The 25,896-nt window shown below is 55.2% G+C and carries 26 protein-coding genes and 1 pseudogene; 10 read left to right on the forward strand and 17 right to left on the reverse strand.

The annotated features are described in order from the left end of the window. Positions 1–14 precede the first annotated feature (14 nt). The 3 genes from HRQ63_RS18615 to HRQ63_RS18625 are packed head-to-tail and all read right to left on the reverse strand — an operon-like array spanning position 15 to position 2,462. Positions 15–905, reverse strand: coding sequence for a TIGR02452 family protein (locus HRQ63_RS18615; RefSeq protein ID WP_172246565.1), 891 nt, complete (start codon positions 903–905; stop codon positions 15–17). Next, positions 898–1,464: a riboflavin biosynthesis intermediates N-glycosidase gene (locus HRQ63_RS18620; RefSeq protein WP_172246567.1), complete on the reverse strand. Its 567-nt coding sequence runs from the start codon at positions 1,462–1,464 to the stop codon at positions 898–900. Before HRQ63_RS18620 ends, HRQ63_RS18615 begins: the two co-directional genes overlap by 8 nt. Continuing rightward, positions 1,461–2,462 carry an NUDIX hydrolase gene (locus tag HRQ63_RS18625; protein WP_229714310.1) on the reverse strand — a complete coding sequence of 334 codons (1,002 nt, stop codon included), beginning with the start codon at positions 2,460–2,462 and terminating at the stop codon, positions 1,461–1,463. The genes HRQ63_RS18620 and HRQ63_RS18625 overlap by 4 nt, the downstream gene beginning before the upstream one ends. Before the next feature lie 176 nt (positions 2,463–2,638). Here HRQ63_RS18625 and HRQ63_RS18630 point away from each other — a divergent pair, with 176 nt between their 5' ends. Then, the gene (locus HRQ63_RS18630; RefSeq protein WP_229714309.1) at positions 2,639–3,481 is read left to right on the forward strand and encodes a YkgJ family cysteine cluster protein; all 843 of its coding nucleotides are present in this window, start codon (positions 2,639–2,641) and stop codon (positions 3,479–3,481) included. Positions 3,482–3,658: 177 nt separating this feature from the next. On the opposite strand, the gene HRQ63_RS18635 is transcribed toward HRQ63_RS18630, so the two are convergent. Together HRQ63_RS18635 and HRQ63_RS18640 are read right to left on the reverse strand one after the other, a co-directional pair. Next, positions 3,659–3,820 (reverse strand): DUF3934 family protein, encoded by a 162-nt coding sequence (locus HRQ63_RS18635; RefSeq protein WP_172246908.1) that lies wholly within the window; start codon positions 3,818–3,820, stop codon positions 3,659–3,661. A gap of 135 nt (positions 3,821–3,955) precedes the next feature. After that, positions 3,956–4,909: pseudogene (locus tag HRQ63_RS18640) on the reverse strand (radical SAM protein); the annotation flags it as partial. 360 nt (positions 4,910–5,269) lie between these two features. On the opposite strand from HRQ63_RS18640, the gene HRQ63_RS18645 reads away from it, so the two are divergent. From HRQ63_RS18645 to HRQ63_RS18665, 5 genes are all read left to right on the forward strand, one after another. Next, the gene (locus HRQ63_RS18645) at positions 5,270–6,484 is read left to right on the forward strand and encodes a branched-chain amino acid ABC transporter substrate-binding protein (protein WP_172246569.1); all 1,215 of its coding nucleotides are present in this window, start codon (positions 5,270–5,272) and stop codon (positions 6,482–6,484) included. 281 nt (positions 6,485–6,765) lie between these two features. Beyond that, positions 6,766–7,752 (forward strand): branched-chain amino acid ABC transporter permease, encoded by a 987-nt coding sequence (locus HRQ63_RS18650; protein WP_037286568.1) that lies wholly within the window; start codon positions 6,766–6,768, stop codon positions 7,750–7,752. Between the two features lie 30 nt (positions 7,753–7,782). Further along, positions 7,783–9,078, forward strand: coding sequence for a branched-chain amino acid ABC transporter permease (locus HRQ63_RS18655; RefSeq protein WP_172246571.1), 1,296 nt, complete (start codon positions 7,783–7,785; stop codon positions 9,076–9,078). After that, positions 9,020–9,811, forward strand: a complete 792-nt coding sequence (locus HRQ63_RS18660) for an ABC transporter ATP-binding protein (protein WP_172246573.1) — start codon at positions 9,020–9,022, stop codon at positions 9,809–9,811. Before HRQ63_RS18655 ends, HRQ63_RS18660 begins: the two co-directional genes overlap by 59 nt. Beyond that, a complete protein-coding gene (locus tag HRQ63_RS18665; RefSeq protein ID WP_172246575.1) occupies positions 9,808–10,512 on the forward strand; it encodes an ABC transporter ATP-binding protein in 705 nt (234 codons plus the stop codon). The genes HRQ63_RS18660 and HRQ63_RS18665 overlap by 4 nt, the downstream gene beginning before the upstream one ends. 100 nt (positions 10,513–10,612) lie before the next feature. Here HRQ63_RS18665 and HRQ63_RS18670 read toward each other — a convergent pair whose 3' ends face one another. The 3 genes from HRQ63_RS18670 to HRQ63_RS18680 all read right to left on the reverse strand — a co-directional run bounded on the left by HRQ63_RS18670 (position 10,613) and on the right by HRQ63_RS18680 (position 14,172). Beyond that, complete coding sequence (locus HRQ63_RS18670) at positions 10,613–12,196, reverse strand: histidine kinase N-terminal 7TM domain-containing diguanylate cyclase (RefSeq protein ID WP_172246585.1); 1,584 nt, start codon at positions 12,194–12,196, stop codon at positions 10,613–10,615. 267 nt (positions 12,197–12,463) lie between these two features. After that, the gene (locus HRQ63_RS18675) at positions 12,464–13,480 is read right to left on the reverse strand and encodes an SDR family oxidoreductase (RefSeq protein WP_172246587.1); all 1,017 of its coding nucleotides are present in this window, start codon (positions 13,478–13,480) and stop codon (positions 12,464–12,466) included. 104 nt (positions 13,481–13,584) lie between these two features. Further along, the gene (locus HRQ63_RS18680) at positions 13,585–14,172 is read right to left on the reverse strand and encodes an NAD(P)H-dependent oxidoreductase (protein WP_172246589.1); all 588 of its coding nucleotides are present in this window, start codon (positions 14,170–14,172) and stop codon (positions 13,585–13,587) included. 122 nt (positions 14,173–14,294) lie between these two features. On the opposite strand from HRQ63_RS18680, the gene HRQ63_RS18685 reads away from it, so the two are divergent. Then, positions 14,295–14,723, forward strand: coding sequence for a MarR family winged helix-turn-helix transcriptional regulator (locus HRQ63_RS18685; RefSeq protein ID WP_172246591.1), 429 nt, complete (start codon positions 14,295–14,297; stop codon positions 14,721–14,723). Between the two features lie 122 nt (positions 14,724–14,845). On the opposite strand, the gene HRQ63_RS18690 is transcribed toward HRQ63_RS18685, so the two are convergent. From HRQ63_RS18690 to HRQ63_RS25760, 5 genes are all read right to left on the reverse strand, one after another. After that, a complete protein-coding gene (locus tag HRQ63_RS18690) occupies positions 14,846–15,343 on the reverse strand; it encodes an SRPBCC domain-containing protein (protein ID WP_172246593.1) in 498 nt (165 codons plus the stop codon). Between the two features lie 77 nt (positions 15,344–15,420). Then, positions 15,421–15,741, reverse strand: coding sequence for an ArsR/SmtB family transcription factor (locus tag HRQ63_RS18695; protein WP_172246595.1), 321 nt, complete (start codon positions 15,739–15,741; stop codon positions 15,421–15,423). 249 nt (positions 15,742–15,990) lie between these two features. Then, a complete protein-coding gene (locus HRQ63_RS18700) occupies positions 15,991–17,055 on the reverse strand; it encodes an LLM class flavin-dependent oxidoreductase (RefSeq protein ID WP_172246597.1) in 1,065 nt (354 codons plus the stop codon). Between the two features lie 136 nt (positions 17,056–17,191). Continuing rightward, positions 17,192–17,434: a hypothetical protein gene (locus HRQ63_RS18705; protein ID WP_172246599.1), complete on the reverse strand. Its 243-nt coding sequence runs from the start codon at positions 17,432–17,434 to the stop codon at positions 17,192–17,194. A gap of 185 nt (positions 17,435–17,619) precedes the next feature. Continuing rightward, a complete protein-coding gene (locus HRQ63_RS25760) occupies positions 17,620–17,907 on the reverse strand; it encodes a WGxxGxxG family protein (RefSeq protein WP_216673989.1) in 288 nt (95 codons plus the stop codon). A 222-nt stretch (positions 17,908–18,129) separates the two neighbouring features. Between HRQ63_RS25760 and HRQ63_RS18715 the strand changes: the two genes are divergently transcribed. Both HRQ63_RS18715 and HRQ63_RS18720 read left to right on the forward strand, forming a co-directional pair. Beyond that, on the forward strand, positions 18,130–18,954 hold the full coding sequence (locus HRQ63_RS18715) for a prenyltransferase (protein ID WP_229714308.1): 825 nt from the start codon (positions 18,130–18,132) through the stop codon (positions 18,952–18,954). A 140-nt stretch (positions 18,955–19,094) separates the two neighbouring features. After that, positions 19,095–20,012 (forward strand): aldo/keto reductase, encoded by a 918-nt coding sequence (locus tag HRQ63_RS18720; RefSeq protein ID WP_172246601.1) that lies wholly within the window; start codon positions 19,095–19,097, stop codon positions 20,010–20,012. A gap of 161 nt (positions 20,013–20,173) precedes the next feature. Here the strand turns inward: HRQ63_RS18720 and HRQ63_RS18725 are convergent, their stop codons facing one another. The 3 genes from HRQ63_RS18725 to HRQ63_RS18735 all read right to left on the reverse strand — a co-directional run bounded on the left by HRQ63_RS18725 (position 20,174) and on the right by HRQ63_RS18735 (position 23,148). Continuing rightward, a complete protein-coding gene (locus tag HRQ63_RS18725) occupies positions 20,174–21,217 on the reverse strand; it encodes an LTA glycolipid anchor biosynthesis glycosyltransferase, IagA/BgsA family (protein WP_172246603.1) in 1,044 nt (347 codons plus the stop codon). Between the two features lie 72 nt (positions 21,218–21,289). Beyond that, positions 21,290–21,889: a TVP38/TMEM64 family protein gene (locus HRQ63_RS18730; protein ID WP_172246605.1), complete on the reverse strand. Its 600-nt coding sequence runs from the start codon at positions 21,887–21,889 to the stop codon at positions 21,290–21,292. Positions 21,890–21,948: 59 nt separating this feature from the next. Then, positions 21,949–23,148: a glycosyltransferase family 4 protein gene (locus HRQ63_RS18735; protein ID WP_172246607.1), complete on the reverse strand. Its 1,200-nt coding sequence runs from the start codon at positions 23,146–23,148 to the stop codon at positions 21,949–21,951. Positions 23,149–23,581: 433 nt separating this feature from the next. Between HRQ63_RS18735 and HRQ63_RS18740 the strand changes: the two genes are divergently transcribed. Then, positions 23,582–24,610 (forward strand): CdaR family transcriptional regulator, encoded by a 1,029-nt coding sequence (locus HRQ63_RS18740; RefSeq protein ID WP_172246609.1) that lies wholly within the window; start codon positions 23,582–23,584, stop codon positions 24,608–24,610. A gap of 129 nt (positions 24,611–24,739) precedes the next feature. Here the strand turns inward: HRQ63_RS18740 and HRQ63_RS18745 are convergent, their stop codons facing one another. Continuing rightward, entirely contained in the window at positions 24,740–25,882 is a 1,143-nt protein-coding gene (locus HRQ63_RS18745) for a glycerate kinase family protein (RefSeq protein WP_172246611.1), read from the reverse strand. Positions 25,883–25,896: the final 14 nt, after the last annotated feature.

Below are 25,896 nucleotides of genomic sequence, written 5' to 3' on the forward strand. Positions count from 1 at the left end.
TTCCCCTTGTCCCCTTACAACGAACGGCCCCAGATTCGTTCGAACGGACGGATCGTCCGACTATCTTTCGAACGATCCAGCACCGCAAAAATAACTTGATCGAAGTGTACCGCCCAACCTTCCCCGTCCAGCAGCCGGCGCCACCACGAAGCCACCTCGGCCGGATCGTTGCGGAACACGCCGCAGCCATAAGCTCCGAGCACCAGCGTACGGTCTCCTTGCTCGGCAAAGATCGCAAGCGCCAACCTCATTCTTTCCAGCATCACGGCTTTGGCCTGCGCCGCGTCTTCGCCTTTGAGCAGCACCTGTCCGTAGTTCACTGCAGGCAAGGTCAGCACGGAAGCATATGCCGGAGGTGCTGCCAATTCAAACCGTTCGTCGCGGAAAAAGACGACATCCGGCGAATAAATGGCATGGTGGGTGTACATCATCGTTCCGCTGGCCCGGTGGGCATCGTAATAACCGGAGTGCCGCAGTTGGGACGGGTACAATCCGCTGGTCGCGGCCAAGTTCTCTTCCTGCGCATTCGCGCCGTTCAGGAAGCCGCCTCCCGCATTTTTCGCGCTGGCAAAGTTCAATAATCCGATCGATTCCGCTCCGTTTGCCGTCAGGTCGCGTACCGTCTTTACGGCCGATTCGTTGACGACACGGTAATCGGTACGCAAATTTTCCGTTACGGGACGTTCGATCTTCAGGCTTTGTACAATTTCGGCTCCGCGCTTCGGCGTGATCAGCAGACTGTCTTCTTCGGAATGCCGCTGCGCTTCGCCGATCTCGATCGTCTTTCCCCGATACACGTAAGAACCTCGCTTGGCGATTTCGACCGTCTCGGCCGCGATTCGGCGCATCCGGTCGCGTGCCGCTTCGCGGTATCCCGTCGTCAGGTTGTTCATTTGCTTATTCATCTTGGATTTCCTCCTTCCGCAGATTATCCCGCGCTTCGCTCAAAGCAAAGCCCAGCAGATTGGTTCCTCGCCATTTGAACGGATTTTCCGCATTCGGATCCTGCTTGTCCAGGCCTATGCCCCAGATCCGATCGACCGGACTGGCTTCGACCAGAACGCGGTTTTTCGTGTTCGACAGGAAAGCCCATAGCTCTCGGTTTTGCCGGAATTTTTCTTCGCTCGCCCGGCGCACGATGCCGTAAGCTTCCTTTTTCCATACCTGATCGTCAAACCCCCGCACTTCGCGACCGAAAGCTTTCATCTGCTTGGGATGCTTGGCCTGCAGGATTTTGCGGCGTACTTCTTCATCGCGGAACAGCCGTGCCTTTTCGGCCATCATATACTGCTCGGCGCAGCCGTACTCGACGCCTTCGACCGTAAAACGGCTCGGCCACCATTGACTGAGGCAGCTTGCGTCGACCACGCCTTCCGTTTTGGCCGTATGGCCCCAGAAAAACAAATATTTGATCCGCTGTCCGGCGCCGTGCGCTTTCCGCAGCTCTTCCAAGTTATAAATCACCGATAATCTCCCCAGTCCTCGCGGCTTCGCCGATACAATCTCGATGGGCGATGTCCCGCGTTCTCCGTATATTGATCCGTTTTCTCGACCAGCGGTTCCGCTTTGCGGCGGAAGGCCGCTTTGAGCAGTTCCCGATCCAAGATCGCCTCGTAGGCCTGCTGCAATTCGGTCAGCGTAAAAAGCTCCGGCATCAGATGCAGCGCCAGATCGTTCTCCTCCACCCGTCCGCGCAGCCGCTCGATCGCCATGCCGATGATCTTCGCATGGTCGAACGCCAAATCTCCGCGGTCTGCGACCACATACTCCTCGATCGAAGCCCGGCTCGTTCGCGTGATCCGATGCTCGACGGTCGCCGTCAATTCCAGCTTGCCCGCCGCGTTTTTCGCAGAGTCGGCATAAAAATCATTCGAATCGGCTTCCGGCGACTCTGCCGTCAATTTCAATTCATAACGCCGGACATGCAGCATGCCGCCTTCATCCAACCGTTCCCGGCTTTCGCTGTTCATTCGATAGGACAGCTCGAACCACGCGGCCCGATCCGCATCGTCGCCCGCTTGCACCTGCAAGCCGCGACTGTCGATCAACGCCATGTATGAGCAGCTCACGACCCAGGTACGCGGATCTCGCCCGACATCGCTGAACGTATGCAGCTGTTCCAGATAGACGCGATCAACGCCCGTTTCCTCAAACAATTCTCTCGCTGCCGCCTGATCCGCAGTCTCGTTGGGACGCACGAATCCGCCGGGCAGCGCCCAGCGACCCAGATACGGGTGCCCGGCGCGCCGGATCAACAGCACTCGCAGCGTCTGCTTCGGCAGCTTGCGGTAATTTTCTTCCTTTTCGCCCGCTACCGTAAAAATGACCATGTCCGTCGCGATGGAAGGCCGTTCGTAATCCCCCGCGTCGTATCCGGCCAGAAACTCTTCTTCCGTCAAACCGTTCGCGTCGCGAAGCGGCTCCCGTCGGCTGTCTTCGTTCTTGTTTTCCCGCATCTTCATCCCCGACCTTCCATATAGGCGTTATCGTTATTCTCTTTTTGTTATTATCTAAATGTTAATATCAAAGATAAAGCCTTTCCTCCTGACTGTCAAGCCGTACAAGTTTCATCTATTCGATTAAACGCGGCTCGAAGCGTATAATGGGAACAGAATCCAACTTCGAGGAAGTGAACCCCATGCCGAACATGCCCGAGGCGAAGAACCATAGCCTGACGGACGGCAACGAGCCCTGCTTCTGCGGCAGCGGGCGCAAAATGAGACTTTGTCATAAGACCGCCTCGCCCGACAGCCGCGCCGCGCATGTGGTACGACTGTACCGGGACGTCGAGCAGACGATCGGCGACTATCGGGCAACCAGCCCCAAGCAGCCGCCGTGCCGGGAAGGGTGCAGCAATTGCTGCTCGGACTACTTCCCCGTCTCCCAAGTGGAGTTCGAGCTGCTGCTTGTTTATATGGAACGTCATTGGAGCAAGGACGAAATTGCCGAAGCGTTCGACCGCGCGGAAGAAAATCTATTGTTGTTGGAAAAAGAGAACCCGGACATGCACGCTTCGCTGACCCACAATATCGACCGCAAAGGCGAGCTGGACGCGGTACGCCGCCACGCGGGCCGCAACAGCTTTCCTTGCCCGCTGCTGGATCGGGAAAACGGACGCTGCCGGGTCTATTCGGCCCGTCCGTTCCTGTGTCGGACGCACGGCAGCTCGCATACGTTCTACGGCGGTTGGCGCGAGCGCTTACAGCCCGGGCAGGTATGCGAGTATATCGACGGCGGACGGTCGCATCGCAAGATCACGCCGAATATCGCCGATTACTGGCCGCTGTACGAAGAACTGGCGGATGTGCGCGTAGGGAAAGAACGCCGCCTGCTGCGTCAGTATCCGATCTTTTACTGGCTGGTGCTGTACGGGCGCCACGGCGGCGGCAAAACGACGGAACTGGGCAACCGCGACAACTTCGACCTGCCGCTTGCCGAGCACAATGCGAGAATGGCGGCGCATGGGTCGTCGGCAAATTGAGTAGCTCATCGCTTTTTCCGCATCAAAAAAAGACCGTTTCTCCTCCATCTGCAATATGGGGTAGAACACGGTCTTTTTGAGTGTCTTGCCGGGTAATCGAGTTTGTCGCGGATACTTTTTGCCTTATGGGGTACCAATGCCGACTCTATGTCCATCGGCCACGCACGGAGGACAGCTTTACGGCTTGTCCGCTCCGCCGTCTCCGGATTTACTTTCGGTTTCTTTACCTTTGCTCTTATAAGGTTTGGGTGCGTTTTTCTTGCGGTTTTCCGCTTTTTGCCAACGGTTCCAACCCTTTTTGCCGGTTCCGCGGCCTGTACCGCCTTTTTTGCTGGCCATGCTTGGTTCGCCTCGCTTTCGCGTCCCTCGCCTCCCGCACGCGCCTGAATCAGCCGTGTCGGTGCGCATGGACGTCTGTCGTTCTATCCTACGCGATGAAGCGGCCTCGGCACAAGGAAAATCGCCGGATTCCGAAAAAAGCGCATCATACGCCGGGCAAGGCAGCTTTTCCAAAAACTCGTCCAGCGCTTTCGGTCGATTCGCATAGATCGTCTTCAGATCCGTGCCTTCATACACGTTTCCGATGACCTCTGGACGACACAGTTCGCAGATCAAAATATCGCCGTTGCCGTGCAGATGGAGCTGCTTTTTACCATCCACGCAGTTCGAGAAGTACACGCCGGGTTCTTCCTTGAAGCCAAGCTTGTCTAGAAATCGATCCATGCAGGTCAGATACAGATCCGTGTCCGGGCGACGGTTCGCGATCAGTTCTTCCACTGAACGCACTAACGATTCGCGCGACGCCACGGCGTTCCAGCCCGCACGCTCGGCATGATCCATCACGATGCTGTTCTGAATTTCATGAATGCGCACGCCCAAATCATGCACCATCGCGCTGATCGCGGGCATATTTTCCTGAGTCGAACCGAACAGCAGCGTCTCTAGCACGGTTTCCAGACCCAATTCCACGCACAGACGAATATTTTCGATCACCTTCGCATACACGCGCGGGTCCATCCCGTAATAAGCCGCAAACGACTCCGCATCGGTAAAGTTAAACGACAGGTGGATGTTCGATAACCCCGCTTCTTTTAAACGGCGAATGCGCTCCGGACTGAGCAGGCTTCCGTTGGTGTTGAGTTGAGTCGCGATTCCGTTCTCCGTGCAATACGCCACGATCTTTACGCAGTCCTCAAAACGCATCGTCACTTCCCCGCCGGACAGGCGCACCCTTTTCAACGTCGGAATATCACGAATTAACCGAATGGCTTCCTCCGCGCTGACTTTCGATCCGTCATCCCGACGATAGGCACAGCAATAATCGCATTTAAAGTTGCAATTCGACGTTACGCCGATCTCTAATCCCTCAAGTTCGTACAATCCAGGCGTCTCCAGCTCAAGCGCCTTGTACTTGTTCTTCGTCAGCAATACCTTCAACCTCTTCCGTACGAATTTTCCGCTTTCTCGGCAGCTCCTTCCCCCTGATTGAGAACGATTGCTTGAGATGCGGAATCCTTCGCCATTATAACGAATAGAACATGGATTTCGGTATGACAAAGCTAACGCCCGGCGTGTTCAAAAAACTTTTATAGTTCCTTTGTGAGAAAAGCACTTTACACGTAATATCCGAGTTATATACATGTAATATTAAATTCCACAAAAACGTTTCGAAGACATATTTTTCTTTTAATTTGCAAATTTTAGCTTTACTTTGCCTAAACACCCTTGTATATTCGTCTCACACACAAGCCTTAAAAGTTACATAAAGTGACATTAGGAGGAAGAGAGATGAAAAGAAAAACAGCGGGGTTGGCTTCTTTGGTTTTGTTAATGAGTGTCGTATCAGCATGCGGAAACAGCGGGGGAGGCACGACAGCCAGCGGAACCGAAGCCGGAGGCACAACAGGGTCGGCTGACGGAACAGTCATCAAGATCGCTTCGCAATCGCCATTATCCGGCTCGAGCTCGATCCAGGGCGAAGCGATTCGACTCGGCGCCCAGATGGCACTCGAAGACCGCTCGCAGGAGTTCAAAGACCTCGGCTTCACGCTGGAACTCGTTCCCTACGACGATCAGGGCGATGCCAAAAAAGGCGTAGCCAATTCCGAAATGATCGGTGCCGATCAGGCCGTTCTCGGCGTCATCGGCCATCTGAATTCCGGCGTCTCCATCCCTTCTTCCGTCGTGTACGAAAAATACAACATCCCGATGATCTCTCCCGCCAGTACGGCCACGGAGTTCACGGATCGCAAGCTCAAGGTCGCGAACCGCGTCGTGGCCCGTGACGACTTCCAGGGTCCAGCCGCCGCGCAATACGCCGTCAATGAGCTGGGTGCCAAAAACATTTTCGTCATCCAGGATAAAACGGCTTATGGACAAGGGTTAGCCGAAGCATTCCGCGACGAAGCCGAGAAGCTCGGCGCGACCGTCGCGGGTTACGAAGCGATCACAGTCGGAGAAAAGGACTTTAACGGGGTTCTGAACATCGCTTTGAACAAGAAACCCGATTTCATCTTCTTCGGCGGCCTCTACGCCGAAGGCGGCTTGCTCGTCAAGCAAGCTCGCGAAAAAGGAATTACGGCTCCGTTTATGGGCGGCGACGCCCTCGACTCCTCCGGCATGGTCGAGATCGCGGGCGATGACGTCAAAGATTCCCTGTACAGCTCGGTCGCAACCGATATTACCAAGACCGAAGACGGCAAAGCTTGGGCCGACAAATACAAAGAAAAATTCAATAAAAACGCCGAAGGCTATTCCGTTTACGCCTACGATTCCATGTCCGTCATGTTGGATGCCATCAAAAGCTCCATCGACGCCGCAGGCGGAAAAATTCCTACCCGAGAAGCTGTACGAGACGCCGTTCGCGCAACCAAAGACTTTAAAGGCATCGCTACCGAAGTCGCTTTCGACGACATCGGCGACAATATCTACGCCAAAGTCTTCATCTACAAATTCGAAGAGGCCGCTTACCCCGGCTCCCTAGTCTCCGAAGTCAGCAAATAACCGCACGCCGTCGCCCGTTCCTGCTCCTTACCGTTCTACAGCAACGGCTTCACTCGCCTGCCAAGCGCTTCGCAACCACGAAGCGCCGCCCTTATCCCTGCCCCCAGAAGGCAAACGGGGCGAAGGGAGAGGTTCAGTGAAGGTCGCCTTTGAAATCGGGAAATCCGTTTAACCTGTTCAGGTTAAGCGGATTTCCCGATTGAAACAGCGACCGCAACGAACCTCTCCCGCAGCCCTTCCCGCCTTCCGTACCCCACCAAACAGAAAGGACCGATGCCTTCATGCTCTCCAGCATTCTAAGCTCTTTGCCGCAGGTATTGATCGACGGCCTGGCGCTCGGCGCGATCTACGCCGTCGTCGCCCTCGGCTATACGATGGTATACGGCATCCTCGAACTGATTAACTTCGCGCACGGCGAAGTGTTTATGACCGGAGCCTTTGTCGGCACGGCCACCCTGTTTATTTTCGACGATGCCGGCTTTTTGTCTTCCGCTCCGGGCTGGATCGTTTATTTTCTGGTCATCCTGATCTCCATGATCATCACCGGACTGCTCGGCGTACTGATCGAGAGAATCGCCTATCGTCCGCTGCGGCGAGCGCCCAAGCTGATCTCGCTCATTTCCGCAATCGGCGTCTCCTTTGTCCTTCAGGATTTGATTCGCTTCATCGCGGAACTGATTACGGGCAATTATATCGTTAGCGGAATTTCTTTGTTCCGGGGCACGTTCGAACTCGGCACCTCGTCACTGTCTTCCACCTTCAACGACTCGTTCGTCAAAAACAATACGTTCATTATTATCGGCGTCGCGATCTTGCTCATGCTGGCACTCGACCTGTTCGTCAATCGCACCAAATGGGGCGTTGCCATGCGGGCGGTCGCGCAAGATCGGGAAACGGCATCGCTGATGTCGATCAACGTCAATAAAGTCATCGTGCTGACCTTCTTCATCGGCTCGGCGCTGGGCGGCGCGACAGGCGTTCTGTTCGCTCAGCAATACGGCACAATCGATCCTTATATCGGATACATACTCGGTCTCAAAGCATTCACCGCAGCGGTGCTCGGCGGCATCGGCAATATCCGCGGCGCCATGTTCGGCGGACTCGCGATCGGTCTGCTGGAAATGTTCGCCTCCGCCAATCTCGGTCTGATCACTCACGGCAACTTCGGTTCCGAATACAAAGACGTCTTTGCCTTCGCCATCCTGATTCTCGTGCTGATCTTCAAGCCGGAAGGCTTGTTCGGCCGGGCGGTCAAAGAAAAGGTCTGATTGCCGCATTTAACCGAAAGGAGGAAGTCCATGTCCGGATTCAAGCTCGCCCTACAAAACAACAAAGTTCTCCAAATGTCGCTGCTGGCAGCCTTCGTGCTCGTATCGGCGCTCAGCGTCTACCTGACCAGCCGTTCGGTCATCGCGTTCATCCTGCTGCTCGGCTCGCTGCTGCTCTTGTACTACACCTCGCTGAGCAACGGGATGAAATGGGCCGTCGCCGGACTGCTGCTGATCCTCGTCATTCCGTTCGCTACCGCAGGCGGGCCGTCGCATGAATCCTATATGGAAGTCGCGACCCAATGCGGCATCTACGTGGCGATGGCATTGGGACTGAACATCGTCGTCGGCTTCGCCGGACTGCTTGATCTCGGGTTTGTCGCCTTCTTCGCCATCGGCGCTTATACGTACGGGATTTTTGCGACAGGTCAGGCGAACAACTTCATCCCCGGCGACCTGTTCCCGCTATCCGGCGATTATTTCTGGGTGTTTATCATTCTTGGAGGCATTATGGCCGCAATCTTCGGCGTGCTGCTCGGTCTTCCGGTGCTGCGGGTCAAGGGAGATTATCTCGCCATTGTCACGCTCGGCTTCGGCGAGATTGTACGGATCATTTTCAACAATCTGGAGAAACCGGTGAATATCACGAACGGCGCGATGGGCTTGTCCTCGATCAGCCCGCCGAACCTGTTCGGTCTGCAATTTACGTTCCCGCACCAGTTTTACTTTATCGTGCTCGGCATTCTGGCGGTCGTGATCTTCGGCGTCAGACGGTTCGAGCATTCGCGCATCGGCCGCTCCTGGAAAGCCGTTCGGGAAAACGAGATCGCCGCGCAGTCCATGGGCATTCCGTTGATTCGCACCAAGCTTACCGCGTTTGCCATCGGCGCTTCCTTTTCCGGCCTGATGGGCGTCGTATTCGCGGCTAAACAGACCTTCATCGACCCGTCAAGCTTCACATTGCTGGAATCGACGACGATTCTGGTCATGGTCGTGCTCGGCGGCATGGGCAGCGTGCCCGGCGTTATTCTGGGTGCCGTGCTGGTTACGCTGCTGAACTTGCAGGTGCTTGCCGAATTTACCGGATGGCTGAACCAACTCTCGATGCAGGGGATCATCACGCTGCCGAACGCGCTGTCCCCGGTCAAAATGCAGCGGTTCATTTTCGGTGCCATCTTGATCCTGATCGCCATATTCCGCCCGCACGGCCTAATCTCCGCACGCAATCGCAAGATCCCTCTATCTCAGGTAAAGGAGGCCGAAACGCATGAGCATCCTGAGCGTTCAAGGACTAGTCAAAAAGTTCGGCGGGTTAACGGCGGTTAACGGTGTCGATTACGCATTCGAACGCGGCAAAATCTCGGCGGTCATCGGTCCGAACGGCGCAGGGAAAACGACCTTTTTCAACATGATCACCGGAATCTATGTCCCCGACGCCGGAAGCATTGAGCTGGACGGGAAGTCGATCGTACGCGTAAAGCCGGATAAAATTACGGATCAAGGCATCGCGCGTACGTTTCAAAATATCCGGCTGTTCGGCAGCATGACCGTATTGGAGAATGTCATGGTCGGCATGCATATCCATCTGAAGGCCGGAATCCTCAGCACGCTGCTGAATCTGCCCCTGGTACGCCGCGAGGAAAAGGAAACGATGCACGAAGCCTATCGCCTGCTCGAATACGTCGGATTGGCCTCTCTATATAACGAAGAAGCGGCAAGCCTGCCGTATGGCGCGCAGCGACGGCTGGAGATTGCCCGTGCACTAGCCGCCAAGCCGAAAGTGTTATTGCTCGACGAGCCCGCCGCCGGCATGAACCCGCGCGAGACGAATGAACTGACTGATCTGATCCGGCGCATTCAACGCGAACGCGAAATTTCGATCATTTTGATCGAACACGATATGAAGCTGGTCATGGGATTGTCGGATCATATTCTGGTATTGGATCACGGGGAGAAGATTGCGGAAGGGAAGCCGGAAGATATCCGCGCGAACCCGAAGGTCATCGAAGCTTATTTGGGCAAAAGCGCGCTGCAAGACGAGGAGGTCATGCCGATATGAGTTTGCTGGAGATGAAGCAGGTACAGGCCTACTATGGCGGAATTCATGCGTTAAAAGGAATTGACCTGTCCGTAGAGGAAGGCGAAATCGTATCGTTGATCGGCTCTAACGGAGCTGGCAAATCGACGACGCTTAAAGCCATTTGCGGTCAAGTCAAAACAAAAGGAACGATCTTATTCGCAGGCAAAGAAATTCAGGCGCAACCTCCGCATGCCACGGCACTGAACGGGATCGCGCATGTCCCGGAAGGTCGGCGTATCTTCCCCAAGCTGACGGTAAAAGAAAACCTGGAGATGGGCGCCTTTTCCGTACGCGATAAAAAGATGATCCGGGAACGGATCGAACGGGCTTTCGCCTACTTCCCCCGGCTGAAGGAACGCTACCACCAGCAGGGCGGCACGATGAGCGGCGGCGAACAGCAGATGCTGGCCATCGCCCGCGCCATGATGATGAAGCCGCGCATTCTGCTGCTCGACGAGCCCTCGATGGGCCTGGCTCCGGTCATGGTGGACCAGATCTTCGAGATCATCGAGGAATTGAACCGCGAAGGAACGACCATCTTGCTGGTGGAGCAAAACGCGTATCAGGCCCTTCAGATCGCAAGTCGCGGTTATGTCATTCAGACAGGCGAGATCATCATGCAGGACAGTGCGCGAGCGCTGCTGCATAGCGAACTGGTGAAAGAAGCTTACTTGGCGTAACGCGTTGAACGTCCCAGTATCCGCAAACAAGCCGAATCGGCCGAACTTCGCAGACTGCGCGAAAGTTCGGCCGATTCGGCTTTTCCTTTCAGGAAACCCTTCAATTGGCTTCGAGCGACTTGTTTTCCCCATCAGCGTTCAACCCGACGCGATTCCGCCCCAGCTTTTTCGCGCTGTAGAGCGCATGGTCCGCCCGCCGCATCAAGTTCTGCATCTCCGGCGCGCCGTATCGTTCGTCCGGCGAAGGCATCAGATGCGAGACGCCGAAGCTTGACGTAACCCGAACCGCGCGGCCCTCCGCGATAATTTCCAAGCGTTCGACCGCGGCCCGAATTTTTTCTGCCGCGATCCATCCTTGCTCCGCATTCGTTTCCGGCAAACAAAGCACGAACTCGTCTCCGCCGTACCGGCCCGCGATTCCGCTTCCGCCCAACACGCCGCGAATGACTTCGGCCACGCCGGCCAGCACGAGGTCTCCCGCCTCATGTCCGAACGTATCGTTCACCTTTTTGAAATGATCCACGTCGAACATCATCACCGATACTCCAGGTCCTTCCGGCGACAGCTCCCGCAATGCCTGTTCGGATCGCTCGATCAGCGTGTTTTTGTTGAACAATCCCGTCAATCCGTCGGTACTGGCGAGCTTTTTAAACTTCTGTTCCAATACGACGCGCTCCGTAATATCGATGAAGGTCACGATTCGTCCCGAACGACGGGAGTCCCGGTCGCGAATCGGCGAGAAACGCACATGGACATACAAAGGACGCTCCGTATCCAGCTTCAGGTCATGCTCGCCGCCGAGTTCGACGCACTTGGCAATCGCCGGATGACCCGCAAGTGCTTCCGCCGCGCTGCGTCCGATGCTTTTTTTACATAATTCAGGAACTAACCGCAGCATGGCCCGATTGTAATCGACCACGACATCCTGTTCATTGAGCACAAGTACGCCGTCTCCCATATTCTCGAATACGATCTCCCGTGCGATGGGCGCCACGTTGAACATGCGGAAACGGAAAACCGCCATGCTGTGGAAAATGAACGACACGCTGATAAACACCGGGCCCAGGTCGATGCCGTACGGACTTCTTCCCGCAAGATAGTACAGATTCCCGGCTACCGGAACGAGCAAACCCGCCGTCATCGCCAGCATTTGCAGACGGAAGCGGTAACGAGCCTTCAACATGCGAATCGAAAGCACGCAGACCGACACCGCCAAGCAGCCGTACATATAGATCGTATGCACGAGATACCAAGGCCCTTTGCCCAATTCCACGATCGGGAACGGCGCATCAGCCCGAAGAGCGACTGACGTGTAATACAATTGATGAAAATCATTCGTGTGCTGAAAGATAAAGGTCAAAAAAGGAATAATGAACAAAGCCCGTCTTTTCCACGGTCCGAGCTGCATGTCCGCATATTGCAGACACATGAGCAGCGTGAATACCGGCAGGAAAGGCAGCGAGAAATATTCGATTCCGATCCAAAATTTAATCTGCGTCAGATCGCCGCTCGTCAATTCGAAGGCGTAACCGAAAGCCAGGATTGAAGCCATCAAAGCCGCAAGAATATAATAACGTCCGCCCGGGGCGTTGCGGAAACGAAGCATGGCGTACACCGCGAGAAAAAGGCTCAGCGCTCCCCCCATCATAATAACCGGCACGTATACGAGTAATTGCTGAGCCATTTTCACCTACTCCATTCGATAATGATCTTAGGCCAAAGGTTCCAAAAGGGCGTACGGTAATCATCCGTTCAGGCGTTCTCTTCCAAACCTGACCCTACTTCCAAAGACCTACATAACCTAATACGTATTATAAAGCAATTTAGCTTACATTAACCAAAAATAAATAATCGCTTCCTTGCCGGCTTCTTTTGAGACAAACGAAAAACCGCTTCGCACAGTCGCGAAACGGTTGGGTGAGTCTGCTTGCATGTCTTTCGCCGACAAAAATCAGCCTTTGATTTCGGCGATTGCCCGTTCCAGCGCGGTAGCGATCCGGTCGCACCAGGCGTCGAACTCCGGATCTTCTTTCTGCGCTTCGGGATTCGCCAGCGCGTACTCCACGGCTTCGCGCAGCCCCTGGTCGCCGCGAGTCGTCGCTACGAAGTCCGGCACGAGACGCTTGAGTTTCGAGTTGTCGAACACGACCGTATTGGCTTTGTCTCCGAGCAGGCTGCCCCGGTAATCTTCGTCGCTGACCGCGTCCAAAAACGCCGAAGGCACATGCAGCGGATTCAGCTTCTTGCCGAGCGCCGACGCGACGATCTCGTGAATCTGATTCCAGGTCAACGATTCGTCCGACGTGATCTGCACGGATTCGCCGAGCGCATGGATATTGCCCATCAGCCCGACGAAGCCTTTGGCGAAGTCGCGGCTGTGGGTCAGCGTCCAGAGCGAAGTTCCGTCCCCATGGATGATGACCGGCTTGCCCTCCTGAATACGCTTGAGTACGGCCCAAGGCCCTCCGCTGCCGTGCACGCCGACCGGCACCGAGCGTTCGCTGTACGTATGGCTCGGGCGCACGATCGTGATCGGGAAGCCTTCTTCGCGGTACTGCTTCATCAGATAATCCTCGCAGGCGATCTTGTTGCGGGAATATTCCCAGAACGGATTCGCGAGCGGCGTCGCTTCGCTGATCCGGTAATCCGCCGGCGGCGACTGGTAAGCCGAAGCCGAGCTGATGAAGATATATTGTTTTGTTTTATCCTTGAACAGGCGGTAGTCCCGCTCCACCTGCTCCGGCGTAAATGCGATAAAGTCCGCGACCACGTCGAAGTTGAGGTCCGCGATCAGTTCCGCCACCTTGGCTTCGTCGTTGATGTCGCCTTTCAAAATTTTCGCGCCTTCCGGTAATCCCTCATTGCGATTGCCGCGGTTCAACAGATACAATTCATGTCCCTGCGTGAGCAGCAGCTTGGTGATCTCCGTACTGATGGTGCCCGTTCCCCCGATAAACAGTGCTTTCATATGATGATTCGCCTCCGTCTAAGTAAGTTGGACATTCGAGCTTTGCGGCCTTCCGTTTTACCTTAGCATGAGGTTATCTTGAATACAAACTGGAAGAGTCGGAATCAGCTCGCAACCGCCCGGAAATACCGATACACTTTCTCCAGCTTTTGCGCATGCTTTCCTTTCGGGTTCTCCATGTTGCCGAATTCGAAAAACTTCACTTTTTTAATTCCGACGTAGTTGAACAGCGCTTTACGCATCAGAATGCGGTGGGCGTTGCCCAGCCACAATTGCAGGTACCCGGTCGGCCCTTTCATCACGGAGACGCAGACGACGGATTTGTCTTTGAGCAGTCCTTCCGGCAGCAGGCCGCCTTTGTCGCGGTACGCGAAGTTGGACGCAAACATCTTGTCGATGAAGCCCATCAGCATCGCCGGAGGACGTCCCCACCAGATCGGATAGACGAACACGATCTTATCCGCCCACAGCATCAGTTCGCGATGGCGCGCAAGTTCCGGGTCGATATGCATATCCCGTCTTCTTTTTTCTTCATTGAACATCAGCACCGGATCGAAGCCTTCTTCGTACAAATCAAGCACCCGGGTTTCTTTAACCTGCGTATTCTCGTCAGCACCGCGCAATACCTGCTGCATAAACGAATAACTCAAACTCTTATGGTTAGGGTGAGCATAAATCAACAGCATGTTCATCAGTAACGCCTCCATTTACTTATCTTTTGATAACAAAAAGGTATCATACACGGAATATAGTTGTCAAATGATAATTGTATATAGATAAGTTTTTTGCTATGTTGGGTGCAAGAGGTGAGAACATGGATCATAGCGCTTTGTTTCAAAAATTCGTTGCGTTCACGGCAGATTTGCACGAAGTCAGCCACGAGTTGACCCGAGGCGTGAAGAGCGAAGACGTAACGCCCGTTCAATATAAAATTTTGGAGTATATGATGGTCAGCCAACCCGTAACGCCGAGCGAAATCGCGGATTGCGTAGACCTGTCGCTGCCGAATACAAGCCGCGAACTGCGCAAGCTGATGGAAAAAGGACTCTGCGAAAAAGCGACGGATGACGCGGATCGCCGACGCCAGCTGTTCCGGTTGTCCACAGACGGCCAGGCGATGATGGGACGCGTGTTCGCGCAAGCGCAGCAAGGGTTCGAACAGCGGATCGCCGGATTGACGGAGGATGAGTTGAAGGAAGTGGAAGCGGCTTTGGAGCTGCTTCAGAGGAAGGTGTTTCAATAAAAAAAGCGCAGATTCGCTTCGAAACGAGCCTGCATGCTAAAAAGCCGCTGGCGATTATGCCGGCGGCTTCGTTTGTTTGCGTTTATTGTTATATTCGGCGAGCGGATCATAGGATGCTTAACTTAGCCGAGATACTCGTCCAGACGATCCCAGGTTTCGCGAATGCCGTGCTCCATGCCCATTTCCATAACCGTTTTGAGCGACTCTTCGGAGTCGTACAAGGTACGGGAGACGACTTTGGTCCCGCCTTCGAATTCTTCAAAAACAAGCGTGGTATCGGAGGGCGGGAGGTCTTCATTGATCAGGCCTTCGGCATCGGAGAAATAATCCGTATAGACGATGGAGTTCGGTGCATCGATAGCCCGATAGACGGCTTTGCCCCACGATTCCATGCCGAAGAATTCGCCTTGCGACTCATCCTTGCATGTCATGCAGTAGTGCCAAGCGCCTTCCGGGCGGAAATCGAGGTTGCACGCTGTAAGCTCCCAACCGCGCGGTCCCCACCAATGCTTCAAGTGCTCGCACTCCGTAAATGCGGCAAACACCTTGTTCCGTGGCGCGTTGAACACGCGTTCCATTGCGAATTCCAGTCCTTCGGCCTTAATTGTCATTTCTCCCATGTCGAAAGCCTCCCCGAAATCATGAATGTATGGCGGTAAACGTTAAGCAGCCGTCTTCGGCATTCTGCGTTCTGCAGTCAATCCGGCATATTTTTCAAATAATCGTCCAATCGGTCGAAACGTTCGTTCCACAGCTCCCGATAACCTGTCAGCCAAATCTCCAGTTCTTGAAAAGGTTCCGCACGGAGTCGGTAATGCCTGCGATTTGCATCGGCTTCTACTTCGACGATCCCCGCCTGTTGAAGCACCTTGAGATGCTTCGAAGCTTGCGGCTGGCGGATCTGCAATCGTTCCGCGATCTCTCCCACGCCCAGCGGCCCGCTTCGCAACAGCGAGACCATCCGCATTCGGCTCGGTTCGGCCAAAGCGGCAAATACAGCGATGTTTTCCTTGTCCATATCGTTTCTGCACAGCCTTGCAACCCGGCGGCATTTCTTTTGTCGCACCCGCTGAGCCTGCGCAAGATCACCTCTTTTCGCGTTCTGCCTTGCGATACGTCTACTATAACCGACTCGAATATTCCTGTAAAGGAATATTCTAAAAAAAAGAAATCGGGTATCAGAAAAAGCCTGCGATGTAACATCGCAGGCTTGCTTTTAAAAGATGAGTATGAGGACGTCGCACATAAGCGGATCAAATAACTGAACTTAATTCGCCGGCTGTCCGGCCGCTTCCCATGCCGCGATCTCTTCGCGTACGATCGGAGCAACTTTCGTGCCCAGCAGTTCCACCGAACGCAGTACGTCGTCGTGATTTTTCATCGTGCCGACCGGCGTATGCAGCATGAAGCGGGTAATGCCCACCTTTTTGCGCAGATCGATGATTTTCTTGGCGACCGTCTCCGGACTGCCTACGTACAAAGCGCCTTCCGGTCCGCGCAGGGCGTCGAAGCCTTGACGCGTATAAGGACCCCAACCGCGTTCTTTGCCCAGAACGGTCATGGCGTACTGCATCGAAGGGAAGAATTTGTCCGCAGCGATGTCGTCGCTCTCGCCGACGAAGCCGTGCGAGTGGGAAGCGACCGGAAGCAGGGAAGCATCATTTCCGCCATGCTCCGCCGCACGTTTATACAGGTCGACCAGCGGCGCGAATTGCGCGGGACGTCCGCCGATAATCGCCAACACGAGCGGAAGATTGAGCAGACCTGCGCGCACGACCGATTCCTGGTTGCCGCCGCTGCCGATCCAGATCGGAAGCTTTTCCTGAACCGGACGCGGATACACGCCGCGGCTCTTGATTGCAGGGCGATGGCCGCCTTTCCAATCCACGATCTCCGACTCCTGAATTTTGAGCAGCAATTCCAGCTTCTCGTCAAATAGCTCGTCGTAATCGTTCAGATCATAGCCGAACAGCGGGAACGATTCGATAAACGATCCGCGTCCCGCCATGATTTCCGCACGGCCGTTCGAAATCGCGTCCACGGTGGAGAAGTCCTGGAACACGCGCACCGGATCGGCCGACGACAACACCGTAACGGCACTGGTCAAACGAATTTTTTCCGTACGCGCCGCGGCCGCAGCCAGAATGACCGCCGGAGCCGACGCCGCGTAATCGACACGGTGATGTTCGCCTACGCCGAATACGTCGAGGCCGACTTTGTCTGCCAGCACGATCTCCTCGACGACTTGGCGAATGCGCTCCGCGTGACTGATCGTGGGTCCGTTCCCGTCTGCCGGGGTTGTTTCTACAAAGGTACTGATACCGATTTCCATGATTGAATCTCCTTTTCGATAAGCCGACTTTTAAGGTTCGGATAGTTATATTAAATAAAGTAAGTAACTATAATTATTTTATATACTCATTATCGGCTTTTTCGTCGGAAATTTCAAGTGTTGTTTTGCAAATCGGTCAGAACGGCGCCAACAAAGACGGTACTGCCGTAAAAAATACGATTAGGATGATTCCGGCGATGACGAACGCGATCCCCGCCGTGAGGTTGGCCGTTTTATTTTTCTCCGCCGCTCCCGCAGATCGTTCGCTGCTGCGCCGATAAGGTTCCGGCGACGGATACATGCCTTTTCTCATATACAAAATACCGAGCAGGATCAATGCGATGCCCGGAATCCACAAAATCATCGAATGCATCGTCATAAGTTTACCCTCCCTTTTTTATCCTTATTAATATGTAAACCAAAACACATGCCGTGCTTGCGTTTCTCGTTAACGGCTGTGAGAAGTCCCTCGAAAACCGACAAAAAAGCGTCTCTGCGGCAGACTTGCTGCAGAGACGCTTTTTTCCATCGCGAAACTTTCCGTTCTTGTTCCATTACGCGCTTTTAACGATTGACGCGTGTCGTTCTGTCGTCGTGATCGTTGTGCTTGCGGCGCAAACCGAGCAGTCCGAGCAGTCCCAACAGGCCGAGCAGGCCCCACAGGCCGTTGTCGCCGTCGTCGTCGGTTGCTTCGTTCACGACATCGTCGGTCGTTTCTTCCACTTCGGCGGCTGCCGTCGTGTACGTCGTGCCGGCCGAAGCCGCATGCGTGGTTTCCGCGAAAGCGGAGGCCGTTCCGAAAGCGGATACGAGCATTAAGGCGAGAAACATTGTTTTGACTTTTGTCATCATGTTGTCCAGTCTCCCTTCTCAAAGCGCGAATGCGCGAGCGGAAAGCGGCGGGTTTCGGTTTTCCGTTTCCCGACCGGTGGTATATAAGAATGACCTTATGTTGGAAGGAGTTGGATCTTTGCACCGTTCTGCCGCTGCCGCGTTCAAAAACGGCCTGCTTCTCATGCGTCCCGCCGCCGTAGGCGCCTCGAGCGTCGTCTCATCTTTTCCGGCATGTATCCGTTGTTTCTGCACCCTTCCGTGTCTGCGGGCCAAGCGTTCGGCACCTCGCTGATCCTGCTGGCCGGCTGCCTGCTGATCCACGGCCTGCTCACGCATGCGCTGAACGATTACACGGATTACCGTTCCGGCACGGACGAGCGCAGTCCGGCGATGCTGTCCGGCGGAAGCCGGGTGATTCAAAACGGAAAGATGACGCCCGAAGCTTTGGGACGGTTCGGGTTGGGTTTGACGGCCGTCCTGCTGGTCTGCGCCTTGCTGCTGATTCTGCTGGGCCGGGTTCCGCTCGCCGCACTGCTGCTGATCGGAATCTGGGGCGCCGTCTCTTACTCGACCCCGCCGCTGCGGCTGGCCTACGTTCCGTTCGCGGGAGAGTGGCTCAGCACGTTCCCTGCCGCCTTTGCGTTGGGACTTGGCGGAGCCTGGCTGCTGCTCGGCAGCCTGCCGGACTGGGCTTTGCAAAACGCCTGGATCAACGCCGTCTACTGCATCGCTTGGGTCATGGTGCACCATATTCCCGATCTGGACGCCGACCGCCAAGCTTCGCCGCGCAAACGGACCAGCGTCGTATGGGCGGTCGAACGCTTCGGCCTCGCTTACGCGCGGCTGCCGGCAATCGTCTATTTCGGGATCATCGGATTGTCTTCGCTGTGGCTGGCCGGATCGGAACGTTGGCTCGGAGCGGCGGGAACGGCGGCGGTCGCGATCCTGTCGATCTACTGGTTGTCGAAAGCCGATATGCGGGACGCGGCGGCGGTCACGGCCTGCGAAAAAAAGATGCTGCTCGCCGCGATCGTTCTAGCGGTATGGCTCGGCATTTTCTACTGACGCGACTCCGAAAAAATGATTGAGGCTTTGCCTGCTGTTCGTCTTGAAACCGTTTTATTTTTATGCAAGAATTGTTATGGCTTCCCGAAACGGATCGGCCCTGATCAAAAGAGGCTACATATAGAGGAGGAATTCGAATCATGAGAACGATCAAGCTCGGAACCAGCAACCTCGACGTACCTGTGGTCGCCGTAGGCTGCATGCGCATCGATTCGCTGGATAAAAAGGAAGCGGAAGCGTTCGTGCAAACTTCGCTGGACGAAGGCGCGAATTTCTTCGACCACGCGGACATTTACGGCGGGGGCAAATGCGAGGAGATTTTCGCGGAAGCGGTGCAGATGAGTCCGACCGTGCGCGAGAAGCTGATTCTTCAGTCCAAGTGCGGCATTCGCCAAGGACAATTCGACTTTTCCAAAGAACATATCCTGTCGTCGGTGGACGGCATTCTGAAGCGCTTGAACACGGAATATCTGGATATTCTGCTGCTGCACCGCCCGGACGCGCTCGTCGAGCCGGAAGAAGTCGCGGAAGCGTTCGATCAGTTGGAAGCTTCGGGCAAAGTCCGCCACTTCGGCGTATCCAACCAGAAGCCGATGCAGATCGAGCTTTTGAAAAAATACGTGAAGCAGCCGCTCGTCGCCAACCAGCTTCAGCTCAGCATCACCAACGCCAACATGATCTCCAACGGCGTGAACGTGAACATGCTGATCGACGAGTCGGTGGATCGCGACGGAAGCATTCTCGACTACTGCCGTCTGCACGATATCACGATCCAACCATGGTCGCCGTTCCAGTACGGATTCTTCGAAGGCGTCTTTCTGGACAACGATAAATTCCCCGAGCTTAACGCCGAAATCAATAAAGTGGCCGAAGCGCACGGCGTAAGCAACACGACGATCGCGATCGCCTGGCTGCTGCGTCACCCGGCGAACATGCAGCCCGTAACCGGCACGATGAACATTCAGCGCATCAAGGACTGCATCAAGGCAAGCGAAGTGAAACTTTCCCGCGAAGAGTGGTACGGCATTTACCGCGCGGCGGGGAATCAACTGCCTTAAGCTTTGTCTGCAAACAATCGGCATCGAGCCATTGAGTGTCTCATCGCAGTGATCGATTTGCCCTAAAAAAGAATCCTGTTCGCCTTGCGACCCGCTTATCCGAAGATAGGCAGGCCGCGACGGCGACAAGGGTTTTTTTCGCCTTTATAGGCATCATCGCTTTAAACCTCCGGCCGCAGCACCTGCGCCTTCGATTTTTCCGTTCCGCTATGTAACGTTTGCGTGTACAGCTCAACCAATCGTCGGCCTACCGCATCCAGATCCAGACCGAAGGCAAGCTTACGGCCGTTCTCTGTCAGGTCGGGCAGCGTGCGTCCGACGATTCCGCGAATTCCCCGTTCGAAACTCTCCAGATCGCGGGCCTTGTACACCGTGCCGCCGTCCTCCAACCACTCCGCATAGATCGGCAGGTCGCGCACCAGTACCGGAACCCCCGCAGCCAGCGCCTCCAGCAGCACGATCCCTTCCGTTTCCTCATGCGTGGCGAACAAGAACAAATCGCTGCCGCAATAAGCGTCCCGCAGCTCGTCCCGATTCACGTAGCCCGGGAAATGCAGGTTCGGCAGCTTACTCTCGACCGCTTCACGAATCTTGGAAGGCACCATATACAGCGGCGTAAAACCGAACCAGTAGAATTCGTGATCCGGCATGCGGCGCGCCAGCTCGACGAAGTCCAATATCCCTTTGCGTTCGATATAGTGGCCGACGGATATGACGACTTTCGTCTCGCCCGACAACCCGTGCTTGCGGCGGAAACGCTGCCCCGCCTCCGTATCCGGTGCGAAAAAAGCGCTATCCACGCCGTTTGACAGACTCACGATCGGCGGAATCTTTCCATAGGCTTGAATCAATCCTTTTGAATACTCGGTCGGGGTAATCAGCAAGTCGGCACTGCGATAGCAGCGTAAAATCCACTGCTTGAACAGCGGCGCGGCCAGATTGGAACCGATGAACGAATTGCGAAAATCCTCCATGGTGGAGTGGGCATGGTAGACGACTTTTTTGCCTTTGCGTCTGGCTCTGCGCGCCATGCGCAGCGAATCCGGGAAGATGGTATTCAGATGCACGAGATCGTAATCGCCCCGCTCGTCCATCGTATAATCGACGCCGAGCCGCTCCATCGCCTCGCGCTGATGACGGATCGCTTCGCCTACGCCGCTGCGGCTCACCGTATTCAATGATCCGGCGTACAGCAATATTTTCATGAAAGCTTCCTTCCCTTCTGGAGCGGAATACAGTGGATCGAAGACAACTTGATTCTCCCCTTCCGCTCTTCCCTACGCGATGCCGAACAGCCTTGCCAAATAGGTGATCGCCGTGCTTAGACCGAAGCTGTAAGCCGCAATCGCCAGCGGCTTGCCCAGCAGGATGATCGCGGTAAAACGGCGGAACGTCATCTTGGTCGTCCCGGCCAAATAGCACAGGAAATCGTCCGGCGCGACCGGCATGAAGATCGCCACGGCGAACAAATTATTGAAGCGGCGCCCTTCCGTCCAGTGATTATACTTGGCCCGAAGCTTCGGACTGAACATGCTTTCGATAATCGGCTGTCCGTATTTGCGCGCCAACAAGAAAGCAGCGAGGGAACCGAGGCAGATGCCGACATAATTGTAGATAAATCCGGCCAAGGGTCCGAAAACCAATATGCCCGCCACGCAGCCGATGCCTCCCGGAAGAATCGGAATGACGACCTGCACGGCCTGGAATACTACGAAAATCAGCGGCGCCCAGACGCCGAAGCCTTCCAAAAAAGCGCCCAGCGCCTCCTGCGAACGGAAGATTCCCGTATAGAAGCCGTAGAACGCAAGAGCCGCGCAGGCCGCCAGACCGGCAGCGGTCGAGGCATTCATCATAATCCGAAACGAAAAAGGCTTCATGATCGGTTCCTCCGATTCGTAAAATGGGACCGGGTATCCGAGCCTTCCGGATATCCTTCTTACTTGATTGCCGCTTTAGTGGCGGCAGGCAGCAGCAAACGACTTGGAATCGGCCGATACGCCGCAATGGCCCTGACATAAATTTGTTCGGCACTCTCGGCAAATGCCGAAGACGAATACTTGCCCAGTGCCTTGCGGCGAGCATTCTCTCCCATCTCGACGAGCCGTTCGCGGCTGCTCAAGACCGAAGACAAAGCTTCCTTAAATTGCTCAAACGATTCGTATTGCCATCCGTTCACGCCGGTATCGACGACGTCCTTCAAGCAATCGTCGCGGCGGCATAATACGGGCAGCCCCGAAGCCATCGCTTCGATATAGGTAAGTCCCTGCGTCTCGCTGTTGGAGGCACTGACGAACAGGTCACCCAGCCGATAATAATCGGCGACCTCATGCGGTTGAACCATCCCCGCAAACACGATCCGGTCGTCCAAGCCCAACGCCGCTGCGTAACGTTCCAGCGAAGACCGATGCGGGCCGTCGCCGACGACCAGCAGTTTGACGCCCGGGGCTTGATACTCCGACGTGAATCGAAGAATCTCTTCCAGATTTTTTTCCTTCGCCAACCTTCCGACGGATACCAGTACAACATCTTTTTCGGTCAGCCCAAGCTTCTTTCTTAGAAGAGAGCGACGTTCGTTAGGCAATTCCGCTTGAAATTGATCCAGATCGACACCCGTAGGCACGATCTGAATATCGCCCGGTACGCCGTAGCCCGTAAGCAGACCGTGCACCTTCTCTGTCGGTGCCACTACGCACTGCACATGCCGCAGCGTGTTGCGCGAAAACCAGGCGACGGCCGCTTTTCCCCAAGTTCGACTCGGCGAAAAGTAATGGGTGTAATCTTCGTACACCGTATGATAAGTATGGACGATCGGGACATTAAGCTTCCCGGCTATGTATCGGGCCATGCGGAACGTGCTGAATTCGCATTGCGAATGGACCACGTCCGGCTTCCAGTCCAGCAGCGACCGAAGTTCTCTGCGGTGTACGCGCAGCGCTGTGCGCACTCCGGGATACAGGGCCGCTACAGAACCTATATAGGTAACGCCGTCTTCCTCAAACGAATGCGCATCCGGCGACAGCGTTAAAATACGGACTTCATGTCCGTTCTTCTCCAGCTCGCTTTGCAGATTGACCACCGAGGTGACGACTCCGTTGATGATTGGCCGGTAACATTCGGTTGTAATCAAAATTTTCATACCTGTCCCTCGATTTCAATAGAATTTGGGCGGTCGGGAATACCTTTTATTATATCTTCTCTGTTTAAAATACATTCGAATGCCGGATTAAACAATCCTAAACAATTGTTAACATTTGTTTTAGGCGGCGAACTGCTTTACCTATAGTTTAGACCATGTGATTGCAGAACCGTGCATATAAATTATGAAGAATCCTTAATTGCCGCAAATCGCGGCGACAATCGGCATTCACGGGTACGTTTTAAGACGATTTGCAAAGCATTCGCCCCTGCATTTCATGCACGGGAAACCCGAATCGCCTGTTGTTGCTGCGTCCCACCCGATCACGTTCCAAGATTATACAACCCGTTCATCAAAAAGTCATGGGAAATCCGAATGAAAACGGTTATAATCGTTGTTCGAAAGCACAATCGGAAAAGGAAGCGTGAACGACATGTTTCAACTCTCGGAAAAACAAGCGCAAGAGATCGTCGATAAGATGATGCAGGACATTCCCTACAATATAAACATCATGAACGACCGCGGAGTTATCATCGGCAGCGGAAATCGCGAGCGAATCGGTACGGTTCATGATGCAGCCGTGCGCGCGCTTGCCACGGGACGAATGGTCGAAGTGCTCGAAGAAGGCAAATTCGAGAAAAAAGGCACCAACGAACCGATCGTGATCGGCGATACGCGGGTCGGCGTGATCGGAATCAGCGGCGAGCCGGATGAAGTACGTCCCTTCTGTAACATCGTGCGCACGACGGTGTCCTTACTGGTCGAGCAGAAAACCGCCCTCGAAACGTTGGCCCATGAAGAAAATCGCCGATCGGCTTTTATTCGCATGCTGCTGGAACACCGCGGAGCCTATACGCAAAAAATAAGAAAAGAAGCCGCAGGATACGGACTCGACCTCGCGCTCCGAACGCAGGTGTTATATGTGACGGGCTTTGAAGCGGAAAACGATGCCTCGGCGCTGCTGCTGCGGTTTCCTGCATTCCGGTTGGAGGAGGGCGTTCATCTGGTGCTCATTCAAGAAGACGCTTCTGCGGAAAAGCTCGCCGAATCGCTGCTGCACGTACAACCCCATATCCGAATCGCAATCGGGCAGCAGGAGGAATCGATCGCGGACAGCTTTCTTCAAGCTCGCTCTGCCCTGCATGTGCAAGCCGCGTTGAAACCTTCTGCAAACTTGATCCGTTTCCATGAAGTGTCTTTTCTCGCCGGACTTGCTCAAGTTGATACGGGTCCCCGCCTTCGCGCAACCGCAAAACTTGCCGATCATCCCGACCTGCTGGATACCCTTCGGATTTTCGTGGAGCAGGACGGCAGCATGTCGGGAACCGCCGAACGCCTCGCGATTCACCGCAACACGCTGCAATACCGGCTAAAGCGGATCGCCGAGCTGACCGGGCGCGACCCTCGTAAAGTGTTGGAGCTATTCCAGCTCGTGCACGATCTGTTGGCCGAGTATCGATGAATCGGGAGTTGGGCAGCCAAAAGGACGAAGACGAAATTAGCGAAAAAAACATAAGCTGCACCGACATGGCGAAAAGCCGGTTTCTCATTGAAGAGAAACCGGCTTTTGTGATTAACCATACGCGTACGCTCAATCCGCAAACTTCAGCACGCGCGCAATATTTTCGCAAGTCCTCGCCACGTTCTCGGGACCTGCCGCCAGCAGTTCCGGCAGTTCGCCCGCTCCCGGCACAATACCGAAAATCGCGTCGATTCCTTCGTCGTACAGCGCCTCGATCCCGTCTCCGACATAACCCGCGACCGCGATGACCTTTTTCCCGGCACGCTTGGCCGCGGCCGCTACGCCGTAAGGCGTTTTGCCGAATTTGGTCTGGAAATCGATACCGCCTTCGCCCGTGAATACGAGATCCGCTTCGCCCGCCTTGCGCTCAAGCTCCGTGTAATCCAGCACGATCTCTACGCCTTTGCGCAGCTCGGAACGTGTAAACACCAACAATCCCGCTCCCAATCCGCCGGCCGCCCCCGCTCCCGGTACATCCCGAACGTCGCGACCCAGCTGTTCGAAGACGATATCGGCGTAATGAGCCAGATTGGCATCGAGCGTCTGCACCATCTCCGGAGTCGCGCCTTTTTGCGGCCCGAATACAGCCGATGCGCCATGCTCGCCGCACAGCGGATTGGTCACGTCGCAGGCAACCACGATCTCCACGCCTTGCAGACGCGCATCCAGCCCCGATGTATCGATCTTCGACAAGTGAGCAAGCCCACCGCCGCCGCGCGGAATCTCTTGGCCTTTTTCATCCAAAAATTTCGCGCCGAGCGCCTCGGCCATTCCCGCTCCCCCGTCGTTGGTGGCGCTGCCGCCGATGCCGATCAGAATCTTTTTCGCGCCGCGATCCAGGCATTCGCCAATCAACTCGCCTGTTCCGTAGGTAGTCGTCATCAGCGGATTCTTCGTTTCTTTCGTCACGAAATGAATGCCGCTCGCCGATGCCATCTCGATCGCCGCCGTCTCTCCGTCGCCCAGCAATCCGAAGCTTGCCGTCACGGGAAGGCCCAGCGGCCCCGTCACTTCCTTCGTATGCAGACTGCCGCCGGATGCGTCGACCAGCGACTGCACCGTGCCTTCGCCTCCGTCGGCCATCGGCACGTGGATAAAGCGGGCGTCGGGGTAGACGCGGCTTAATCCTTTTTCCATCGCGATGCAGACTTCTTTGGCCGTCATGCTCTCCTTGAACGAATCGGGCGCCAACAGAAAGGTTTTCCTGCTCATGACATCACTCCTTT

Origin of the sequence: Saccharibacillus endophyticus (genome assembly GCF_013185185.1) — a bacterium.
GTDB lineage: Bacteria > Bacillota > Bacilli > Paenibacillales > Paenibacillaceae > Saccharibacillus > Saccharibacillus endophyticus.

Excerpts from the sequence above, each read along its gene's own strand:
- HRQ63_RS18615 (WP_172246565.1), bottom strand. The coding sequence starts at position 905 with ATGAATAAGCAAATGAACAACCTGACGACGGGATACCGCGAAGCGGCA.
- HRQ63_RS18625 (WP_229714310.1), bottom strand. The coding sequence starts at position 2,462 with ATGAAGATGCGGGAAAACAAGAACGAAGACAGCCGACGGGAGCCGCTT.
- HRQ63_RS18630 (WP_229714309.1), top strand. The coding sequence starts at position 2,639 with ATGCCGAACATGCCCGAGGCGAAGAACCATAGCCTGACGGACGGCAAC.
- HRQ63_RS18635 (WP_172246908.1), bottom strand. The coding sequence starts at position 3,820 with ATGGCCAGCAAAAAAGGCGGTACAGGCCGCGGAACCGGCAAAAAGGGT.
- HRQ63_RS18645 (WP_172246569.1), top strand. The coding sequence starts at position 5,270 with ATGAAAAGAAAAACAGCGGGGTTGGCTTCTTTGGTTTTGTTAATGAGT.
- HRQ63_RS18650 (WP_037286568.1), top strand. The coding sequence starts at position 6,766 with ATGCTCTCCAGCATTCTAAGCTCTTTGCCGCAGGTATTGATCGACGGC.
- HRQ63_RS18655 (WP_172246571.1), top strand. The coding sequence starts at position 7,783 with ATGTCCGGATTCAAGCTCGCCCTACAAAACAACAAAGTTCTCCAAATG.
- HRQ63_RS18660 (WP_172246573.1), top strand. The coding sequence starts at position 9,020 with ATGAGCATCCTGAGCGTTCAAGGACTAGTCAAAAAGTTCGGCGGGTTA.
- HRQ63_RS18665 (WP_172246575.1), top strand. The coding sequence starts at position 9,808 with ATGAGTTTGCTGGAGATGAAGCAGGTACAGGCCTACTATGGCGGAATT.
- HRQ63_RS18670 (WP_172246585.1), bottom strand. The coding sequence starts at position 12,196 with ATGGCTCAGCAATTACTCGTATACGTGCCGGTTATTATGATGGGGGGA.
- HRQ63_RS18675 (WP_172246587.1), bottom strand. The coding sequence starts at position 13,480 with ATGAAAGCACTGTTTATCGGGGGAACGGGCACCATCAGTACGGAGATC.
- HRQ63_RS18680 (WP_172246589.1), bottom strand. The coding sequence starts at position 14,172 with ATGAACATGCTGTTGATTTATGCTCACCCTAACCATAAGAGTTTGAGT.
- HRQ63_RS18685 (WP_172246591.1), top strand. The coding sequence starts at position 14,295 with ATGGATCATAGCGCTTTGTTTCAAAAATTCGTTGCGTTCACGGCAGAT.
- HRQ63_RS18690 (WP_172246593.1), bottom strand. The coding sequence starts at position 15,343 with ATGGGAGAAATGACAATTAAGGCCGAAGGACTGGAATTCGCAATGGAA.
- HRQ63_RS18695 (WP_172246595.1), bottom strand. The coding sequence starts at position 15,741 with ATGGACAAGGAAAACATCGCTGTATTTGCCGCTTTGGCCGAACCGAGC.
- HRQ63_RS18700 (WP_172246597.1), bottom strand. The coding sequence starts at position 17,055 with ATGGAAATCGGTATCAGTACCTTTGTAGAAACAACCCCGGCAGACGGG.
- HRQ63_RS18705 (WP_172246599.1), bottom strand. The coding sequence starts at position 17,434 with ATGACGATGCATTCGATGATTTTGTGGATTCCGGGCATCGCATTGATC.
- HRQ63_RS25760 (WP_216673989.1), bottom strand. The coding sequence starts at position 17,907 with ATGATGACAAAAGTCAAAACAATGTTTCTCGCCTTAATGCTCGTATCC.
- HRQ63_RS18720 (WP_172246601.1), top strand. The coding sequence starts at position 19,095 with ATGAGAACGATCAAGCTCGGAACCAGCAACCTCGACGTACCTGTGGTC.
- HRQ63_RS18725 (WP_172246603.1), bottom strand. The coding sequence starts at position 21,217 with ATGAAAATATTGCTGTACGCCGGATCATTGAATACGGTGAGCCGCAGC.
- HRQ63_RS18730 (WP_172246605.1), bottom strand. The coding sequence starts at position 21,889 with ATGAAGCCTTTTTCGTTTCGGATTATGATGAATGCCTCGACCGCTGCC.
- HRQ63_RS18735 (WP_172246607.1), bottom strand. The coding sequence starts at position 23,148 with ATGAAAATTTTGATTACAACCGAATGTTACCGGCCAATCATCAACGGA.
- HRQ63_RS18740 (WP_172246609.1), top strand. The coding sequence starts at position 23,582 with ATGTTTCAACTCTCGGAAAAACAAGCGCAAGAGATCGTCGATAAGATG.
- HRQ63_RS18745 (WP_172246611.1), bottom strand. The coding sequence starts at position 25,882 with ATGAGCAGGAAAACCTTTCTGTTGGCGCCCGATTCGTTCAAGGAGAGC.